General features: G+C 74.5%; 15 protein-coding genes. 7 read left to right on the forward strand and 8 right to left on the reverse strand.

Going from position 1 to position 17396, the window contains the following annotated elements; genetic code table 11:
* Nucleotides 1–21: 21 nt before the first annotated feature.
* On the forward strand, nucleotides 22–909 hold the full coding sequence (locus WMF17_RS01880) for an SDR family oxidoreductase (RefSeq protein WP_437647732.1): 888 nt from the start codon (nucleotides 22–24) through the stop codon (nucleotides 907–909).
* Here WMF17_RS01880 and WMF17_RS01885 read toward each other — a convergent pair.
* Both WMF17_RS01885 and WMF17_RS01890 read right to left on the reverse strand, forming a co-directional pair.
* Entirely contained in the window at nucleotides 906–1340 is a 435-nt protein-coding gene (locus WMF17_RS01885; protein WP_437647733.1) for a hypothetical protein, read from the reverse strand. The genes WMF17_RS01880 and WMF17_RS01885 overlap by 4 nt on opposite strands.
* Nucleotides 1341–1408: 68 nt before the next feature.
* Complete coding sequence (locus WMF17_RS01890) at nucleotides 1409–2134, reverse strand: hypothetical protein (protein ID WP_437647735.1); 726 nt, start codon at nucleotides 2132–2134, stop codon at nucleotides 1409–1411.
* Between the two features lie 84 nt (nucleotides 2135–2218).
* Here WMF17_RS01890 and WMF17_RS01895 point away from each other — a divergent pair, with 84 nt between their 5' ends.
* The 3 genes from WMF17_RS01895 (at nucleotide 2219) to WMF17_RS01905 (ending at nucleotide 4911) form a co-directional block, all read left to right on the forward strand.
* Nucleotides 2219–2860: an O-methyltransferase gene (locus WMF17_RS01895; protein WP_437647736.1), complete on the forward strand. Its 642-nt coding sequence runs from the start codon at nucleotides 2219–2221 to the stop codon at nucleotides 2858–2860.
* A 96-nt stretch (nucleotides 2861–2956) separates the two neighbouring features.
* The gene (locus tag WMF17_RS01900) at nucleotides 2957–3856 is read left to right on the forward strand and encodes a type III pantothenate kinase (RefSeq protein ID WP_437600283.1); all 900 of its coding nucleotides are present in this window, start codon (nucleotides 2957–2959) and stop codon (nucleotides 3854–3856) included.
* Nucleotides 3853–4911 (forward strand): FecCD family ABC transporter permease, encoded by a 1059-nt coding sequence (locus WMF17_RS01905; RefSeq protein ID WP_437647738.1) that lies wholly within the window; start codon nucleotides 3853–3855, stop codon nucleotides 4909–4911. Before WMF17_RS01900 ends, WMF17_RS01905 begins: the two co-directional genes overlap by 4 nt.
* A 40-nt stretch (nucleotides 4912–4951) precedes the next feature.
* Here WMF17_RS01905 and WMF17_RS01910 read toward each other — a convergent pair whose 3' ends face one another.
* The 4 genes from WMF17_RS01910 to WMF17_RS01925 all read right to left on the reverse strand — a co-directional run bounded on the left by WMF17_RS01910 (nucleotide 4952) and on the right by WMF17_RS01925 (nucleotide 7845).
* Entirely contained in the window at nucleotides 4952–5350 is a 399-nt protein-coding gene (locus WMF17_RS01910) for a (deoxy)nucleoside triphosphate pyrophosphohydrolase (RefSeq protein WP_437647739.1), read from the reverse strand.
* A 90-nt stretch (nucleotides 5351–5440) separates the two neighbouring features.
* Entirely contained in the window at nucleotides 5441–6553 is a 1113-nt protein-coding gene (locus tag WMF17_RS01915) for an FHA domain-containing protein (RefSeq protein WP_437647741.1), read from the reverse strand.
* 156 nt (nucleotides 6554–6709) lie between these two features.
* A complete protein-coding gene (gene ruvA, locus WMF17_RS01920; protein WP_437600287.1) occupies nucleotides 6710–7330 on the reverse strand; it encodes a Holliday junction branch migration protein RuvA in 621 nt (206 codons plus the stop codon).
* Nucleotides 7327–7845 carry a hypothetical protein gene (locus WMF17_RS01925; RefSeq protein WP_437600288.1) on the reverse strand — a complete coding sequence of 173 codons (519 nt, stop codon included), beginning with the start codon at nucleotides 7843–7845 and terminating at the stop codon, nucleotides 7327–7329. Before WMF17_RS01925 ends, ruvA begins: the two co-directional genes overlap by 4 nt.
* 115 nt (nucleotides 7846–7960) lie before the next feature.
* Between WMF17_RS01925 and WMF17_RS01930 the strand changes: the two genes are divergently transcribed.
* The 3 genes from WMF17_RS01930 (at nucleotide 7961) to WMF17_RS01940 (ending at nucleotide 11628) form a co-directional block, all read left to right on the forward strand.
* Complete coding sequence (locus WMF17_RS01930) at nucleotides 7961–8371, forward strand: hypothetical protein (RefSeq protein WP_437647742.1); 411 nt, start codon at nucleotides 7961–7963, stop codon at nucleotides 8369–8371.
* Nucleotides 8368–9690, forward strand: a complete 1323-nt coding sequence (locus tag WMF17_RS01935) for a LysM peptidoglycan-binding domain-containing protein (protein ID WP_437647744.1) — start codon at nucleotides 8368–8370, stop codon at nucleotides 9688–9690. The genes WMF17_RS01930 and WMF17_RS01935 overlap by 4 nt, the downstream gene beginning before the upstream one ends.
* Nucleotides 9691–9990: 300 nt before the next feature.
* Nucleotides 9991–11628 carry a tetratricopeptide repeat protein gene (locus WMF17_RS01940; RefSeq protein WP_437600290.1) on the forward strand — a complete coding sequence of 546 codons (1638 nt, stop codon included), beginning with the start codon at nucleotides 9991–9993 and terminating at the stop codon, nucleotides 11626–11628.
* Between the two features lie 787 nt (nucleotides 11629–12415).
* Here the strand turns inward: WMF17_RS01940 and WMF17_RS01945 are convergent.
* Both WMF17_RS01945 and WMF17_RS01950 read right to left on the reverse strand, forming a co-directional pair.
* Complete coding sequence (locus WMF17_RS01945; protein ID WP_437647746.1) at nucleotides 12416–12721, reverse strand: hypothetical protein; 306 nt, start codon at nucleotides 12719–12721, stop codon at nucleotides 12416–12418.
* On the reverse strand, nucleotides 12718–17391 hold the full coding sequence (locus WMF17_RS01950) for a sigma 54-interacting transcriptional regulator (protein WP_437647748.1): 4674 nt from the start codon (nucleotides 17389–17391) through the stop codon (nucleotides 12718–12720). The genes WMF17_RS01945 and WMF17_RS01950 overlap by 4 nt, the downstream gene beginning before the upstream one ends.
* Nucleotides 17392–17396 lie beyond the last annotated feature (5 nt).

The following is a 17396-nucleotide window of genomic DNA, read 5'->3' on the forward strand; positions in this document are numbered from 1 at the left end:
GAAACGGTATCAGGAGGAGGCATGCGGAACACTGGACCGAGCGAGGATCCGAAGGGCGCCGGCCCGAAGCCGCCTTTCGAGGGCAAGAGCCAGGACCGGCCCGGTATCGAGGCCAGGATGGATCCGAGGCCCGATTACGGCGAGTCGTCGTACAAGGGGCTCGGCCGGCTGAAGGACCGCGTCGCGCTGATCACCGGCGGCGACAGCGGGATCGGCCGCGCCGTCGCGCTCGCGTTCGCCCGGGAGGGGGCCCGCGTGGCGATCTCTTACCTGAGCGAGCACGAGGACGCGAAGGAGACGGCGCGGGTCGTCAGGGAGGCGGGGCGCGATGCGATCACGATCCCCGGGGATCTGGCCGACGAGGCCCATTGCCGGAAGGTGGTCGAGGAGACGGCGCGCGAGTTCGGGCGGATCGACATCCTTGTGAACAACGCGGCGGAGCAGGGCAAGGCCGCCGAGCGGTTCGAGGACATCGACGCCGCGCGCCTGGAGCGCACGTTCCGCGTGAACATCCTCGCGATGTTCCACCTCGTCCGGCTCGCGCTGCCGCACATGAAGGAAGGCAGCGCGATCATCAACGTCGCCTCGATCCAGGCGTATCAGCCGAGCCCGAGCATCCTCGATTATGCGTCCACGAAGGGGGCGATCGTCACCTTCAGCAAGGGCCTGGCGCAGGACCTGATCAAGCGCGGCATCCGGGTCAACACCGTGGCGCCCGGCCCCGTCTGGACGCCGCTCATCCAGCAATCGTTCCCGGAGGAGAAGGTGGCCACCTTCGGCAAGGACTCCCCGATGCAGCGCCCTGCGCAGCCGGCCGAGCTCGCCCCTGCGTTCGTGTTCCTGGCCTCGAACGAGGCCAGCTACATCAACGGCGAGGTGCTCGGCGTCACGGGCGGCAAGCCGCTCTAGGACCTGCTGAACTGCGTCAGATCGACGCGGACACCGAGGTGGAGGAGCGCCTCCTCGGGCCGGGTGAAGGTGCCCACCGGACTGACATGCCCCTTCGAGAGCCGCTCCACCTGGAGCACCCCGATCGCGCTCTTCAGGAGGACCGCCGTCTTCTTGAACCCGTGCATCAACCGCGTGTGAGACGGCGCGAACGTCGCCTCGAACCGGTCGTCGTTGCGCATTGGTGCGTCCCGGGCGTCCACGAGCAGCAGAGAACGCGGTCTGGAGATGATCCCGAGCGCCTGCTCCATGCGCTGGAAGTTCTGCTCGACTTCCCCGAGGCTCGGATAGGGCGGCGAAAACCGCTTGAGGAACACGAGCTGCTGGGCCGGGTCGTGGTAGACGGCCGTGTACGGGTTCCGCTCGAGCTCGATCAATCCGCGGAGAGGCACAGCCAGATGTTAGGCCCATTCCTCTTTGGCGTCGACCCTCGCGGCGCCGCGCCGCGGACCGCGGCGGCTCACCGCTCCTCACAATCGACGCTGCACTGCGCCCCTTCGCACGCGAAGACCTCGGCGGCGGCGGGCGCGCCGCTCTCGTACAGCATGGCGCACTCCCCGGGGCAATCGGCGTCGTCGGCGGCGCACGCGTCGGTGCACGCGAGCAGCGCCCTGCACACCGGGTCGGCGACGCACGCGTTCATCTCGGCGGCGCACCGCGCGTGAAGGCAGGACCCGCAGGGAGGCAACGGAGCGCGCGACGGGCACTGCACATTGCACCGCTCGGCCGCACAGCCGCCTTCGAGCAAGACGTCGGAGATGCCCTCCTTGTGCGCGGTCATGCACGTCTGCCGGCACGGCTCGTCTCCCGTGGCGCAGCCGAGAAAGCAGTTGGCCAGCGCGTCGCACTCCGTGCTCCGCTGGCACGCGCAATAGCTCTCCTGACAGCGCAGCGCGAGGCACGTCGTGCACGGGTCGCCGAGCGAAGCGCAGGCGTACTCCGGCTCTCCGCCCGCCCCGCCGCCGGTCGCCACGGAGCTCGCCCCGCCGCTTCCCCCGGCGCCCGCGCCGCCCGCGCCCGCGCCGCCGACCCCGCCCGCGCCGCCGACCCCGCCCGTGCCCGTGCCGCCAGCCCCGCCCGCGCCCGCGCCGCCGGCCCCGCCCGCCCCGGGGCTGCCCGGCGCCGAGCTGCAGGCCGATGCGAGGAGCGCCACAACCGCGCACTTCTTCCAGGAAGAACCGGCCATGGTCGACGCTACCCGAAGGCCGGCGGCAGCTCAAGGTGGGGGCGGACCCCGCGTGCTACCGTGGCCCGACCAAGGAACGTCCTCATGGCCCTCATCATCGATCGAGACCTGGAGCGCTACGTCCACGACCACACCGAGCCGCCTCCCGCGCTCCTCGACGAGCTGCGCGAGCACACCCTCGCCAACGAGCCGGGGGCCGGCATGCAAGTGGGGCGGGTCGAAGGCGCCCTGCTCAAGATGCTCGTCGCCCTCATGCAGGCGCGCCGCGTGCTGGAGATCGGCACCTTCACGGGCTACTCGGCCCTCAGCATGGCCGAGGCGCTCCCGCCGGACGGCGAGCTCATCACCTGCGACCGCGACCCGGACGTGAGCCGCGTCGCCCGGTCGTTCTTCGACCGCAGCGAGCACGGCAAGAAGATCCGGATCGCCCTCGGCGACGCGCTCGACACGATCCGCGCCCTGCCGGCGAGCCCGGCCTTCGATCTCGTGTTCATCGACGCCGACAAGGAGCGCTACTCGACCTACTACGAGGAGGTCCTCCCGCGCGTCCGCCGCGGCGGGCTGATCGTCGCCGACAACACCCTCTGGAGCGGCGAGGTCCTCGCCCCCCAGACGGTCGACGGCCGCGCCATCGCCGCCTTCAACGATCTCGTTTACCGGGATCCCCGGGTCGAGAAGGTCATGCTCTCCGTTCGCGACGGGGTGACGCTCGCGCGCAAGCGCTGAGCGGCCAGAGCCCCGGGCGCGCGCGGGCGCCGGCCCACGCGCGCGTCCGAAATCCTGGCGGGATCCAGGGCGCGCGGCGCTAGAGTCCAGCCCAGCATGCTGCTCACCATCGACGTCGGGAACACCAACATCAGCTTCGGGGTGCTGGAGGGCGAGGTGCTGCAGCACCACCTCCGGTGCGAGAGCGCGCGCTCTCGCACCGCGGACGAGTACGCCGTGCTCGTCCGGCAGATGCTCGACCTCCGCCGCGTCGATCTCGCCCGCATCGACAGCGCGATCATCGCCAGCGTCGTGCCGACGCTGACCGACACGATGGTGGGGCTCGTCGAGCGGGCGTTCGGGATCGAGCCGCTCGTCGTGGGCCCGGGCATCAAGACCGGCATGGCCATCCTCTACGAGAACCCGCGCGAGGTCGGCGCCGACCGGATCGTCAACGCGGTCGCGGCGCACGAGTGGATCAAGCGGTCGTCGGAGCCCGCGCCCCGCTCCGCGCCGGCGCGCGAGCCCGCGGCCGATCCCGGCCGGGGCGATCACGCCGCCTTCGGCGTCATCGTCGTCGACTTCGGCACGGCGACGACGTTCGACTGCGTGACCCCGAGGGGCGAGTACCTGGGCGGCGTCATCGCGCCGGGCATCCAGATCAGCGCCGAGGCGCTCTTCTCCCGCGCCGCGCGGCTGTCCCGCGTGGAGATCGCCCTCCCGCCCCGGGTCGTCGGACGCAACCCCGTCCACTCGATGCAGTCGGGCATCGTGTACGGCTACGCCGGGCTCGTCGACGGGCTCGTGAGCCGACTCCGGCGGGAGCTCGGCTACCCGTGCCGGGTCATCGCGACGGGCGGCCTCGCGCAGCTCATCGCGCCGCAGACCGAGACGATCGAGGAGGTCGACGACGACCTGACGCTCACCGGGCTGCGCCTCATCTACGAGCGGAACGCCGAGCGCAACAGCGGCCCCGCCACGCAGCCGCCCGCGGCGCGCGGAGGCGGCCAGGATTGACGGCGCCCGCGTCCGGCCGCGCTCCCGCGCGCGCCCCCGCCGCGGCGCCCGCGTCCGGCCGCGCGCCCCGGAGCTCGCTCGCCGTCATCGCGGCGCCCGTGGTGCTCGTCGTCGCGCTGCTCCTCGCGGTCCTCCTCGGCGCCGAGCCCGTCTCGGTCGAGCGCGCCCTCGCGGGCCCGGGCCTCGACCGGACGCTCCTCCTCGATGTGCGCCTGCCGCGCGTGCTCCTCGCGGCCATCTCCGGCGCCGGCCTCGCGGCCGTGGGCGCCGCGTTCCAGGCGCTGCTCCAGAACCCGCTCGCCGAGCCGTACGTGCTCGGCGTCTCCGGCGGCTCCGCGCTCGGCGCCTCGGTCGCGATCGCGCTCGGCGTCGGCTCGGCGACCGTCCTCGGCGCCACGCTCCTGCCCGCGGCGGCGCTCGTCGGCGGCCTTGTCGCGACGGTGCTCGTCTACGCCATCGCGCGCGGCGCGGCCCAGGGCACCTCCGGCGCCTCGATGCTCCTCGCCGGCGTGATCGTGAACTCGATCGCCGCCGGCCTCATCTCCTTCCTCAAGACGGTCGTCTCTCCCTCGCGCTCCCAGCAGCTGCTCCGGTGGCTCATCGGCTTCATCGAGCTGCCCACGACCTCGGCCCTCCTCGGCGTCGCCGCCTACGTCGTCGCGGGCTGCGCGGTGCTCGTGGCCGACGCCGCGCGCCTGAACCTCCTCTCGCTCGGCGACGAGTCGGCCGGGACCCTGGGCGTCGACGTGCGCGCCGTCGAGCGCCGGATCTTCTTCGCGTCCTCGTGCGTGGTCGGCGCGATCGTCAGCCGCACCGGCCTCATCGGCTTCGTCGGGCTCATCGTCCCGCACGCGGTCCGCCGGCTGGCCGGCGCGGATCACCGGCGGCTCCTGCCGCTGTCGCTCGTCGCCGGCGCGGTGCTGCTGACGACGTGCGACCTCGTCGCGCGGCTCCTGTTCCGGTGGCTCGGCACGGAGCCGCCCGTGGGCGCGGTGACCGCGGTCCTCGGCGGGCCGCTGTTCCTCGCGCTGCTGCGGCGCTCGCCGCGCATGTGAGGGGGGCGCGCCGGGCCGGTGGCGGACCGGCCCGGGGGCGTCAGGCCATGCCGAGGAGCTTGTTCATGCTGGCCTCGTCGGCCGGCGTGAACGGGTAGCGATCGAACTCGGCGCTCGTGACCCACCGGAAGGCGTTCACGGCCAGCGACGCGAGCTCGCCGCTCTCGATGTGGCACTCGTAGAGGTACAGGTCGACGACGTAGCGCTCGTACGGGTGGCTCACGAACGAGATCAGCTGGCGCACCTCGATCTCGACGCCGAGCCGGTGCCGGACCTCGCGTTTCAGCGCGGCCGCGTCGGTCTCGGACTCTTCCACGCGTCCACCCGGGAACTCCCAGAGCATCGGCAGCACGGCGGTCGGGCGGCGCTGGGTGATGAGGTAGCGGCCGTCCTGTTCGATCACGGCGGCGACCACGCGGATGGTGCGGACCATTTCCATGACGAGTGCCTCAGCGACGCCCAGCGTACGACGGGGCGCGGGGTTGTGCGAGCGGGACGGTCGCGTCCTCGGGGCCCAGGTCGCGCGGCCTCACACGGACACGCGGAACAGCTGCTGACCCATGAGCAGGATGTCGCCCCCCGTGATCTCGGTCTCGCCGAGGACGCGGAGGAAGGTGCCGTTCGAGCTGCCGAGGTCCGTGAGGAACAGCCGGCCGCCCTGGAGCGAGATCTGGCAGTGGAGCCCCGAGACGTAGCCGTCCTCGGGGAAGAGGATGTCGCCGCGCTCGCGCCCGAGGTGCAGGCCGGTGTCGGGGACGGGGAACGCGTTGCCGGTCGCGTCCCTGCCGATGATCAGCGCCAGGCGGGCGACGTAGCCCTTCGAGGGGCTGCCGAGGCGCTCGACCCCGTCGGGCGTCGCGGGCGCGGGGGCGAGCGACTCCAGGCGGACGATCTCCTGGCCGACGCGGAAGACGTCGCCGGTGTCGAGCTGCACCGGCGTGTCCCTGCGCAGCCTGCGGTAGACGCCGTTGAGCGAGCTCTCGTCCTTGACGAACAGCCGCCCGCCCTTGATCGAGAACGTGGCGTGGCGCGGGGAGAGGTAGCTGTCGCCGCCGAAGATCGCGCCGGCGTCGCGCCCGATCGTCGTGGGGTTCGCGGGCAGGGTGTACGAGCCGGCCTCGGTGCCGTCGGCCCGGAGCGCGGTCAGCACGACGTTCGCGGCGCCCGACGTGGATACGACCGGCGCGGGCGGCTGCACGGACAGGCCCGCCGGCTTGAGGAGCTTGAAGCCGCAGAGCGCGCAGAACTTGTTCGACGGCGGGTTGGGCTCCTGGCACTGCGGGCAGACGACCGTCCCCGCGCCGGCCGACGCCGCGGGCGCCGACGGCTGCGCGGCGGCTGCGGCGGCGGCCTTCCTGCTCGTGCCGGTGTCCTCGCCCCGGACCGGCGCCATGAACGCCGCGGGGTCGACGAGGGCGGGCGGCGGGGGCGCGCCCGGGGCCCCCTTCTGGGCGCCGGTGCCGATGGCGGTCGGCTCATCGCCGTAGCTGTTGTTCGACCGCGAAGCCGCCGGCACGCCGTGGGGCGGCGTGCCCGGCGCGAACTTTTTCGGCGAGACGTCGCGAGGCAGCTCGGCGCCGCAGCCGAGGCAGAACTTGTAATGGTCCTGATTTTCCTTAGAGCACTTCGGGCAGGTGATCACCAGGCCTCCTCACAACGAGCGACCGACGGGGTCCAAGGCGAACGGCGGCGGGAGCATATTCGCCGCGGCCGCCTTCTGTCGACTGTCTGTCGCTTCTCTGTGCGCTTGCGGCCGGTAGGGCCCGGAGCGGCCGGCGGCTCGCCTCGCGCGGGCGCCTCACTTGGACAGCATCGCGAGCGCGTCGCGCACGAGATCCCCGAGCGGGGCGCTGTCGACGCGCGCGCCGAGGGCGGCGACGGCCCGCTCGGCCTCGGCCGGCCGGTAGCCCATGCGGGTGAGCGCGCTGTGCAGGAGGTCCTGCTTCGCGGCGCTGGCCGCGGGCGGCGAGGCCGCGGAGGAGAGCGGGGCCGAGGGGAGGTTGACGAGCTTGTCCTTCAGCTCGAGCACGAGCCGCTCGGCGGTCTTCTTGCCGACACCGGGGATGGCGGTGAGGCGCGCGGTCTCCCGGCGGGCGATCACCGCGGCGAGCTCCCCCGCGCCGAGCGCGCTGAGGATGGCCACCGCGATCTTCGGGCCGATGCTGGAGATGCCGATGAGCATGCGGAAGGCCGCCCGGTCCTCGCGCGTCGCGAAGCCGTAGAGGAGGAGCGCGTCCTCGCGCACGTGGGTGTGGACGAACAGGGTGATCGCGTCCGAGCCGGCCGGCGCGGCGATGCCGCGCGCGCGCCCCAGGGCGCCGAGCGGGACCGTCACCTCGTAGCCGACCCCGCCGACGTCGAGCACCACCGTGCCCTCGTCGCCCTCTTCGACGACGTGGCCCGAGAGCCGGCCGATCAATTGACCTTGGCCCCTTGCTGGATCCACCGGCGGACGGCGTCGCGCTCCGCCGCGGCCAGGGTGTCGCCGGTGTAGGGCATCGGTTCCCCGCACTGTCGATCGGGGGCGCACTCGAGGTCCCCGCAGCTCAGGGTGTCGTCCATCTTGTGCATGAGGAAGCTGTTCGCGGGGTCGCCGGCCGCGATCCGCGGCATCCCGGACGGCGCCCGCGACGCGGCGCCGACGTTCTGGGCCACGATCGCGTCGATCTGGGCCGGCGTGGCCTGCTCGCTCAGCCCCGGGCCGAGGTACGTGAACCCGGCCGAGCCGGCCTCGGCGCCGTGGCAGGTCGAGCTGAACGAGCAGGACCGCTGGAAGACCGGGAGGACGTCGGTCGCGAAGCTCACCTCGGGGGTCGCGCCGTCGAATTTGCTATAATCGAAGCATTCGGTCGCCGCGGGCTCCGTGCCGCCGTCGCCGCACGCGGCGGCCGCCGTCGCGATCAGGAAAATCAAGAAGAGTTTCCGCACGTTCACCCCTCGCAGCTCGATCTGGGAGGCGCGACCCTAGCAGAACTGTGCGCGCTCTGTAACGCGCGAGATCGCCGTGCGTTTGGCCGGTCGGCGCGGCGGCGGGTAGGCTGGGCGCTGCATGAGGACTGGCCTGGGCATCTGCTCGATGGGGCTCACGCTCGCCGCGCTCTCCGCCGGGTGCGGCGGGGGGCGGGACGCGGTCGGACAGCAGCTCTCCGAGCTGCGCGCCGAGCTCGTCAGGGTGCGCGCGGACAACGCGGTGCTCTCGGACCGGGTGGGCTCGCTGGAGCGCTCGCGGGCCGCTCCGCGCGGCGCGGCGCGCCCGGGCGAGGCCGCGGCGCGCGCCGCGGCCCCGGAGGAGCCGGACAGGCCTGACCTCGAGGTGGTGCGGCTCGCGCCCGAGGACGGCGGCGCGCGGCCGCCGGTGCTCCGCTCGACCGCGAAGGGCGTCGTGATCGACGAGCCTCCGGGCGGCGGATCGACGCCGCCGAGCCCGCCACCCTCCACCCTGTCGAGGCGCAATCGATGAAGTTCCACGCGAAGGCAACGCTGGTCCCGGTCTCCCTGGCGCTCGCCGCGGCGTCGCCGCTGGCGCTGGCCCAGGAGGAGGGCGCCGGCCAGGGTCCGGGCGTCACCGTGGTCCAGCTCCCGCAGGCCGAGCCGACCGTCGAGACGCAGGTCGTTGTGCCGGGCTACCCGCAGCCGGGGTTCGATCCGAACGCCCACCTGCCCTCCAGCTCGCGGGGCACCACGGACACGTCCCGCCCGTCGGACGGCTTCGATCTGGGCCGCCGCAGCGAGGGCCCCGCCTCGGTGCGGGGCAGCGCGAGCGGGAGCTACGTCGTCGAGGGGCAGGTCGTGCCCGAGTCGCACTCGGTGCGGCGCGGCGACACGCTCTGGGACATCTCGGGCAGGTACTACACGAACCCCTACGCGTGGCCGCAGGTCTGGGCGCTGAACCCGCAGCTCCAGAACCCGCACTGGATCTACCCGGGCGACCGGATCCGGCTCCGCGACCCGAACGAGGGCCCGACGCGCGGCAGCATCGGGCTCGGGGCGAGGCAGGCGGGGCGCGGGTCGCGGGTGCCGGCGAAGACGATCTTCCTGCGCGACCTCGGCTGGGTCGACGACGTCAAGAAGGACACGTGGGGGGAGCTCGTCGCCAGCCCCGAGGACCAGATGCTCCTCAGCGAGGGCGACGACGTCTACCTCCGCCTCTCGGACGATCACGACGTCGCGATCGGCGACGAGCTCACGATCTTCCGCGAGATCAAGAAGGTGAGGAGCGGCGGCGACCCGAAGGGCGAGCTCGTGACCGTGCGCGGCACGGCGCGCGTGGACCGCTACAACCCGAAGACGCACATGGTGCGCGCGCGGCTCATCGAGTCGCTCGACGTCGTCGAGCGCGGGGACAGGGTCGGCTCGGTGGTGCGCCGCTTCGACGTGGTGCCGCCGGCGAGCGCCGAGCAGGACCTCGAGGCGAGGATCATCGCGGCGATCTACCCCTACCAGCTCTTCGGGCAGCACCAGGTGGTGTTCATCGACAAGGGCGAGAAGGACGGCGTGAAGGTGGGGCAGCGCTTCTTCGCGGTCCGGCGCGGCGACCGCTGGGTGCAGCAGCTCGGGGGCGCCGGCAAGCTGGCGACGCTCAGGCCGCGGCTGCAGGACGAGCAGCCGGCGCAGGTCGACGCGCCGAAGTTCGGCGTCGACGAGGAGCTGCTGCCGGACGAGACCTACGCCGAGCTGCGCGTCATGCACGTGCGCGAGCACACCGCCGCGGCGCTCGTGACCCAGGCGATGCACGAGGTCGAGCGGGACGCGGTGCTCATCTCGCGCAAGGGCCTCTGACCGCCGCGGCGCGGCGGCGGGCGCGCCGCGCGAGGTCGCGCCGCCGCCGCCTGCGTGAGGGAGCGAACCGTGGCGCGCGGCGGCCGGCGCGCCGCCGCTCGCGACCCGGACGGCGCGGCCGAGCGCCGCGCTGACCGCGACGAAAAGCGCGAAGTTGGAATGTACGTGGACGCGTGGACGCGTGTACGTGGACGCGCCGATGGCGTGGAAGGTACGGCCGCGGAATGTGCGTGAGCGCGCGGCCGCCGGCGCAATGTCTCCACGAGAGGGGCGCCGCCGCGGTAGGATGTTCCGTCTATCATGCGTCGCCGCTCAGAAGCCCAGTCCGAGCTGAAGGGCGTGGATGGAGATCCTCCCACGCAGCGCTCGTTCGAGAGCGCGTTGGATCGCTGCGCCCCGAAGAGCGGATCGCTGGCCGAGGTGCTCGGTGACAGCGCGATGCGCGGTCCCCGATCGAGCGCCGCGCCGCCGAGCCTCAACGGCACGGCGCCGGAGGCGCGCGGCCACGCGCTGCGGGAGCGCGGCAACCTGCTGCTCCGGCGCAACGACACCGTGAGCGCGGGGCGCGACTACGACGAGGCGCTCGCGCTGTTCCAGGCCTCGGGCGACGTGCTCGGCCAGGCCCAGGTGCTCATGGATCGCGGCGCGCTGCGCCTGCGGGAGGGCGTCCCCGTCCAGGCGGTGCGCGACTACGACGAGGCGCTCGCGCTGTTCCAGGCCGCGGGCGACCGCGCGGGGGAGGGGGACGCGCTGCGGGCGCGGGGCTTCGCGCGCGCCGAGGAGGGCGATCTCGGCGGCGCGGTCTGCGACTACGATCTGGCGGTCCACGTCTTCCTGCAGCTCGGCGATCGCGAGCCGCTCAAGCCCCGCGCCGGGTCGCGCGGGGCCGCCGAGGGCGCCGACGGCCAGGGGCCCACGGAGTCGCCCCGCGCCCGCCCGCACGGCGCCGCGCACGCGCGGGCGCTCAAGTCGCGCGGCGATCTGCGCGTCCGCCTCCGCAACCTGCCGGGCGCGGCGCGCGACTACAGCACCGCGCTCGCGCTCTTCCAGGGCGCGGGGGCTCGGAGCGGGCAGGCCAGCGTGCTCAAGGCGCGCGGCGACATGCGGCTCGGCCAGGACAACGTGACGGGCGCGGCGCGCGACTACGACTGGGCCCTCACGCTGTACCAGGCGACCGAGGACCACCTCGGGCACGCCGGCGTGCTCAAGGCGCGCGGCGATCTCCGGACCCGGCAGGGGGATCTCCCGGGCGCCGAGCGCGACTACGATCAGGCGCTCGAGCTGTTCTCGGCGACGCGCGACGTGCTGGGCCAGGCCGCCGTGCTGAAGGCGCGGGGGGATCTGCGCTCGCTGCAGGAGGATCTCGTGGACGCGGTGCGCGACTACGATCGGGCGCTCGCCCTGTTCCGCACCGGCTTCGAGCGCCGGGGCCAGGCCGCGACGCTCAAGGCGCGGGGCGATCTCCGCCGCAGGCAGTTCGAGCTTGTGGCCGAGCTCGTGGGGGTCGCGGCGGCCGACGCGTCGGACCTGGAGGGCGCGCTCTCGGACTACGAGCAGGCGCTCACGCTGTTCGAGGTGCTCGAGGACGGCGCAGGCCAGGCCGGCGTGCTCCGGGCGCACGGCGATCTTGTGCGCATCCAGGGGGATCTCGGCGCGGCGCTCGAGCTTTACCTGGGCGCGAAGCGGCTGCTGGACGTCGCCGGCAACGCCTCGGAGCTCTCCGCGACGCTCGCCGAGATCGCCCGGACGCACGCGCTCGGGGGCCGCGCGACCGAGGCCCGCGCCGCGGCCGAGCAGGCGCTCGCGCGCGTCGATCGCGCGACGAGCGCCGAGGTCCGCGAGCTGGCGGAGGCGGTCCTCTCCGGGCGGATCGCGGAGCGCAAGGAGGAGCGCGCCACGCGCGACTCCAAGCTGCCGAACAGCCCGAAGCGCTTCTAGCGAGAGAGGTCTTGAGCGGCGTACCCGCACGGCGACACGGCGTGTGCTGCGTGTTGAGCCTGCGCCAGCCGGCCTGGACTCCCGGCTGGCGTGGCGACCGCCTATCTGCCACGTCCTTCGCCACACGACGCCGCGCGCCGAACGAGCACGGCACGCGCGGCGGCGGCGAGGGTGGGGATGGGAGGAGGTCGCCTCAGGGATCGCTGGGAACGCAGAGCATCTCGGGGGCGCCCCCGGGCGAACCCGCCCGGCTGCAGGAAAACGACCCATCGGGTGCCATGCCAACCCAGCTGTAGACGAGCCCGGCGGGATTGATCTGCTTGCCACGCAGGGATGCTCCCGCGTGTTGTGGCAGTTGTTGGGGACCCAGTGGCCCGAGTGGCCCCGGCCGCCCGCTCCGTGCGTCACGCGCTGCGGCGGCTCCCAGCAGAGGCGCCGCCCAAGCCGCGGCGCGCCGAACAAGACTCACTGCGTTCACGTCGGCGGGCGTCCCCCCACCGGGCGCTGCACGTCGGCGGGCGTCCCCCCACCGGGCGCTGCACGTCGGCGGGCGTCCCCCCACCGGGCGCTGCACGTCGGCGGGCGTCCCCCCACCGGGCGCTGCACGTCGGCGGGCGTCCCCCCACCGGGCGCTGCACGTCGGCGGGCGTCCCCCCACCGGGCGCTGCACGCCGGCCGCGGTCCCCCCACCGGCGCCGGCTCCCCCGAGCGCGTCGCCGACGCGGCGGCCGAGCCCCGCCCGCCGCGATTGCAAGCGCATCGCGGATCGGGCTCGCCGGGCGAGCGCTCAGCGCCGCCGTCTGCCGCGCGGTGCCGGCTTGCGCCGGCCGCCTGGCGGCCCCGGCTCGACCGCGCCATTGCCGCGCGGCGCGGGCTTCTCCGGCGGCGCCTCCGTCGTCCGGACCACGAGCAGCGCCTGTCCGCGCTCGAAGGTCGGCGTCACGCTGACGTAGCCGCTCTCGCGCGCGAAGCCCGCCGCGTCGCCGCGGTGCTCATCCATGTACCGGCTGAACCGCGTCCACAGATCGCGCGCCTCCTCGTCGGGGAGGCGCGCGCCGTCGACGGAGGCGGCGAGGTTCGATCGATCGCTCACTGGATCCCGTACTCCTTCAGGCGCCGGTAGAACGTCCGGCGCGGCAGGCCCACCACCTGCGCCGCCTTCACCCGGTTCCAGTTGCAGCTCGAGAGCGCAACAAGGATCCGCTCTCGCTCGCTCGCCTTGTGCGCGTCGAGCGACGTCTCGAGGCGGTGAAGGTCGCTCGACGGCGGCGCCCGGCCGGCGCTCGCAGGAGCCCCGCCGCGCGCGCCGCTCGGCGGCGGTGACGCGGCCTCGAGGCTCCGCAGCGACCGCGGCGCCGCGTCGGGGAGCTCGAAATCGTCGCTCTCCAGCTCGGGGCGGTCCGAGAGGACCCACGCGTTGAGCAGCACGTTCTCGAGCTGCCGCACGTTGCCGGGCCAGCTGTACGCCGACAGCCGCTTCAGCGCGGCGCGCGAGACGCTGCGCCGATCGCGGCCGTAACGCGCGGCGAAGATCCCGAGGAAGTAGTCGATGAGCAGCGGGATGTCCTCGATCCGCTGGCGCAGCGCCGGGACCCGCACCTCGACGACGTGCAGCCGGTAAAAGAGATCCTCGCGGAACGTGCCGCGCGAGACCATGTCGGCGAGGTCCCGGTGCGTCGCCGCGATGACCCGCGCGTCGACCGGCTCCTCGCGCGCGCCGCCGACGGGACGGACGACCTTCTCCTGCAGCACCCGGAGCAGGCCCGCCTGCATCTTCTGCGGCATCTCGCCGATCTCGTCGAGCAGGATGGTGCCGCCGGTCACCTCCCGGAAGAGCCCCTTGCGGTCGCGATCGGCGCCCGTGAACGCGCCGCGGACGTGCCCGAAGAGCTCGCTCTCCAGCAGGTGCTCCGGGATCGCGCCGCAGTTGACGCCGACGAACGGCTTCTTCGCCCGCGGGCTCGCGTTGTGGATCGTCCGCGCGACGACCTCCTTGCCCGTCCCGCTCTCGCCGGTGATGAGCAGCGGGATGTCGGTGTCCTTCACCCGGTCGATCAGCGCGTACACGCGGCGCATCGCCTCGCTCGTGCCGACCAGGCCCTCGTAGCCGAAGTGGCCGCGGATCACCGCGCGCGCCGAGCGCAGATCCCGCCGCGTCGCGGCGAGCTGCGCGGTCCGGTGGCCGAGGAGCTCCTCCAGCTTGGCGCGCGCGGCGCGCAGCTCCTCGTTGGCGCGCTCGAGCTCGCGGGCGCGGCGCTCGTTCTCGCTGACGAGGCGCGCGGTCTCGATCGCGATCGCCACCTGATCGGCCAGCGCCGTCAGCGTGGGGAGCTCGGCCTCGAACTTCGCCGCCGCGCTCAGGCGGGTCTCCAGGTACAGCGCGCCGATCACCTGCCCGCTCCGCTGCCGGATCGGCACGCACGCGACCGACTGCAGCATGAGCTGGTGGACCGAGACGTAATCGCTCATGCGCGCGTCGTCCCGCGCGCTCGCGGTCACGACCGGCTCGCCCGTGGAGATCACCCGCTCGGCGATCGAGCTGGAGAAGCGCGCGTGCGGGTCGTCCCCGGCCTGGTCGCGCGAGGCGTGGATCGAGAGGTCGGCCGCGGCCTGGTCGCGCGCGGCGTGGATCGAGACGTCGACCGCGGCCTCGCCCGCGGCGGGCGGCGGCTCGTCGCGCGGCGGCCGCTGCAGGATGATGAACCCGCGCTCCGCCTGGAGGAGCGCGATCGCGTGATCGGTCACCTTCGCGAGCAGGCGCGTGAGATCGTACTCGCCCGCGATCGCCCGGTTGATCTCGAGGACCCGCGCCAGCCGGTCCTCGCCCTGCTGGGGCGCCGCGCCGGGCGAGGGCGCCGCGCCCGGCTGGGTGAACGGCACCGTGCGGCTGCTCATCAGCTCGAGCATCGCCGCCGCCCGGATCTCCTTGCGCCGCCCGTCGTTCCAGAAGACCTCCCGGAGGTCGCGCGGCAGCTTCGAGGCGATCTCCTCCAGCGTGCTCAGCGCCTCCTCGCGATCGTGGCGCGCCCGGATGAGGTGCCCCCGCTCCGTCTCGAGCTGCGCCCGCGCCTCCAGCGCGCGCCAGATCCAGTCGCGCTGGCCCGCGGCGCGCGCCGCGTCGAGCGCCTCGTCGTACGCCGCCCGGGCCCGCCGCTCGTCGCGCGCCAGCGCCGCGACGCGCCCGCGCGCCAGCGCGAGCAGCGCGCGATGGGCGCCGGTCGTCCCCAGGCGCTCCGACGCCACGTCGATCTCCTCGCCGAGGACGCGCGGGTCCGCGCCGGCGCGCGCCACCGCGAAGAGCACGCGCTCGAGCCGCGCCTCGACCCCGTCGATCCGCCGGCCCATCCCCTCGTACGCCTCGGCGCACTCCAGGCAGAGCCGCTCGGCCCGCTCGAGGTCGCCGGAGCGCGCCGCGTGCTCCGCCTCGAGCGCGAGCAGCTGCGCGTGCTGCTGCGGCGCGAGATCCGCGCGCTGGGCGGCGAGCGCGTCGAGCGACACCCGGGCCCGCGCGAGCCGCCCGAGGTAGAGATCGAGGTTCGCGAGGTTGAGGAGCGCCTGCCGGATCGTCGCCACGCGGCCCGAGCGCCGGCCGAGGTCGACGGCGGCCTCGAGGTGGCGGATGGCCGCGCCGAGGTCGCCCTGGAGCTTCGTGAGCGCGGCGAGGTTCAGGCGGGTCGTCGCGAGCGTGCCCGCGTCGCCGGCCTGCTCCGCCGCCGTGAGCGCCTCCTCGTAGACCGCCTTCGCCTCGCTGAGGCGGTCGTCCCGCTGGAGCGCGAACGCGAGCGAGACGAGCGCGACCGACAGGATCCGCGGCTCGCCCGTGAGCCGCGCGAGCCGGACCGCGTGCTCGAGCGTGCGCTTCGCGTCCTCGTGCCGCGAGGCGAAGCTCTGCGCGAGCCCGCGCGTCGCCACCGCCTCGGCGACGATCGCCTCGGGCGAGGCGCCGAACGCGGCCGCCGTCGCGATCTGCGAGGGCGACCCCCCGGCGAGCTCCGCCTCGAGCTTGACCGGGCCCACCCGCTCGACGGCCTCGCCCGCGCGGCGCTCCGCCTCGCCGTAGTCGCCGGTGCGGACGAGCGCCCGGGCCATCTGCAGCGACCAGAACGCCGCCAGCGCGGGGTCGCCCGAGGCCTCGACCTGGTCCTTCACGCGCGCGAGCTCCGCGAGCGCCCGCGCGGTGTCGCCGCGGTTCATGGCGAGCCGCGCGCGCGCGATCGTCAGGATGGACACCACGACGGGCGAGCAGTCGCCCTGGTACCGGCCGAGCGCCTCCGCGGCCGCGTCGAAGTGGCCGCGGTCGAGCAGCCGGTGGATCTCCGCGGGCGGCAGCGCCGCCCTCTCCTCGCCGGCGCCGCCGGGCCCGGACGCCTCCGCCCGGGGGGCGGGCGGCGCGTCGAGCAGCCGATCGACGTCCTCGGTCGACGCGACGGGCGCGCGCGCGATGCGCGCGACGATCTCGCGGATGCGCCCCGGCCACCGGCCCGCGCGCGCGACGACGTGCGCGGCCACCGCGTCGCTCAGCGACGGGATGGTGCGCTGCACGAGCTCGCGGGCGACCTGCTCGTCGAGCGGCGCCATCTCGAAGCGCTCGAACCCGCGCCCCGGCGGCTCCCCGCGCACGAGCACGAGCTTGCCGCCGGCCCTCCGCACCTCGTCGAGCCGATCGCGCTCCGCGTCGCCGAGCCGGTCGGCGTCGTCGACGAGCGCCGTCACCCGGCCGAGGTCGTGCCCCGACAGCTCGATCGCGAGCGCCTCGCGCGGGTCGGCCCCGCTGGCCGCCTCGACCCACGCGACGGCGTACCCGCCGACCTCGAGCGACCACGCGATGCGCCGGAGCAGCGCGCTCCGCCCGGACCCGGGCGGCCCGGCGATCGAGAGACCGCCGCCCGCGGGCAGCGCCAGGATCTGCGCGAGCAGCCGCGTGGACGGCGCGTCCAGCCCGACGATCGGCCAGACCACCGCGCCCGCGCCGGGCCGCGCGCCCGCGTCGGCCGGCCCCGCGGTCTCCTCGTTCTGCCCGCAGGGCAGCCGCGCGGCGCGCCGGAGCGCGTTCGCGAGCTCGTCGGCGCTCGGGTAGCGCGCGTTGGGGTCCCTGGCGGTGGCCCGGTCGACGACCTCCTGGAGCGCGTCGACGACCTTCGGATCGCGCTGGACCGCGCTGTCGCGGAGGGCCTCGGAGAGGGTCGCGCCGAGGGCGAACACCTCGGCGCGGACGGTGAGCGGGTCGCCCTTGAAGAGCTCCGGCGCGGCGTAGCGGGGCGTGAGGCCCACGGGCCGCGAGCCGTCGTCACGGAACGGCGCGGCGAGGCCGAGGTCGACGAGGGTGGCGCGCCCGCCCTCGCCGACGATGATGTTCGCGGGCTTCACGTCGCCGTGCAGCAGGAGCGCGCGGTGCAGGCGCGTGAGCTGGTCGGCCGCGCCGGCGATGGCCGCGACGTTCCTGGCCAGGTCGCCCTTGTGCGCGAGCAGATCGGCGAGGCTCGTCCCCTCGACGAGCTCGCGCACCATGAAGGGCCGCCCCGACGCGGGCAGCCGGCCGAAGCGCAGCACGCGCGGCACGCCGAGGCCCTCGACGCCCGACAGCGCCGCCGCCTCGCGGACGAGCGCGAGCACCTCCGGCTCGTCCGCGTCCTCGCCGAGCGTCTTCAGCGCGACCGTCTTGCCGGTGATCCGGTCGCGCACCGCCCACACCTCGCCGCCGCCGCCCTTTCCGAGCGTCCCGATCGGCTCATACCGCGGGGGAAACAGCGGAGGCGGCGTCACCTGGT

The organism is Sorangium sp. So ce362 (genome assembly GCF_051519845.1).
Lineage (GTDB): Bacteria > Myxococcota_A > Polyangia > Polyangiales > Polyangiaceae > Sorangium.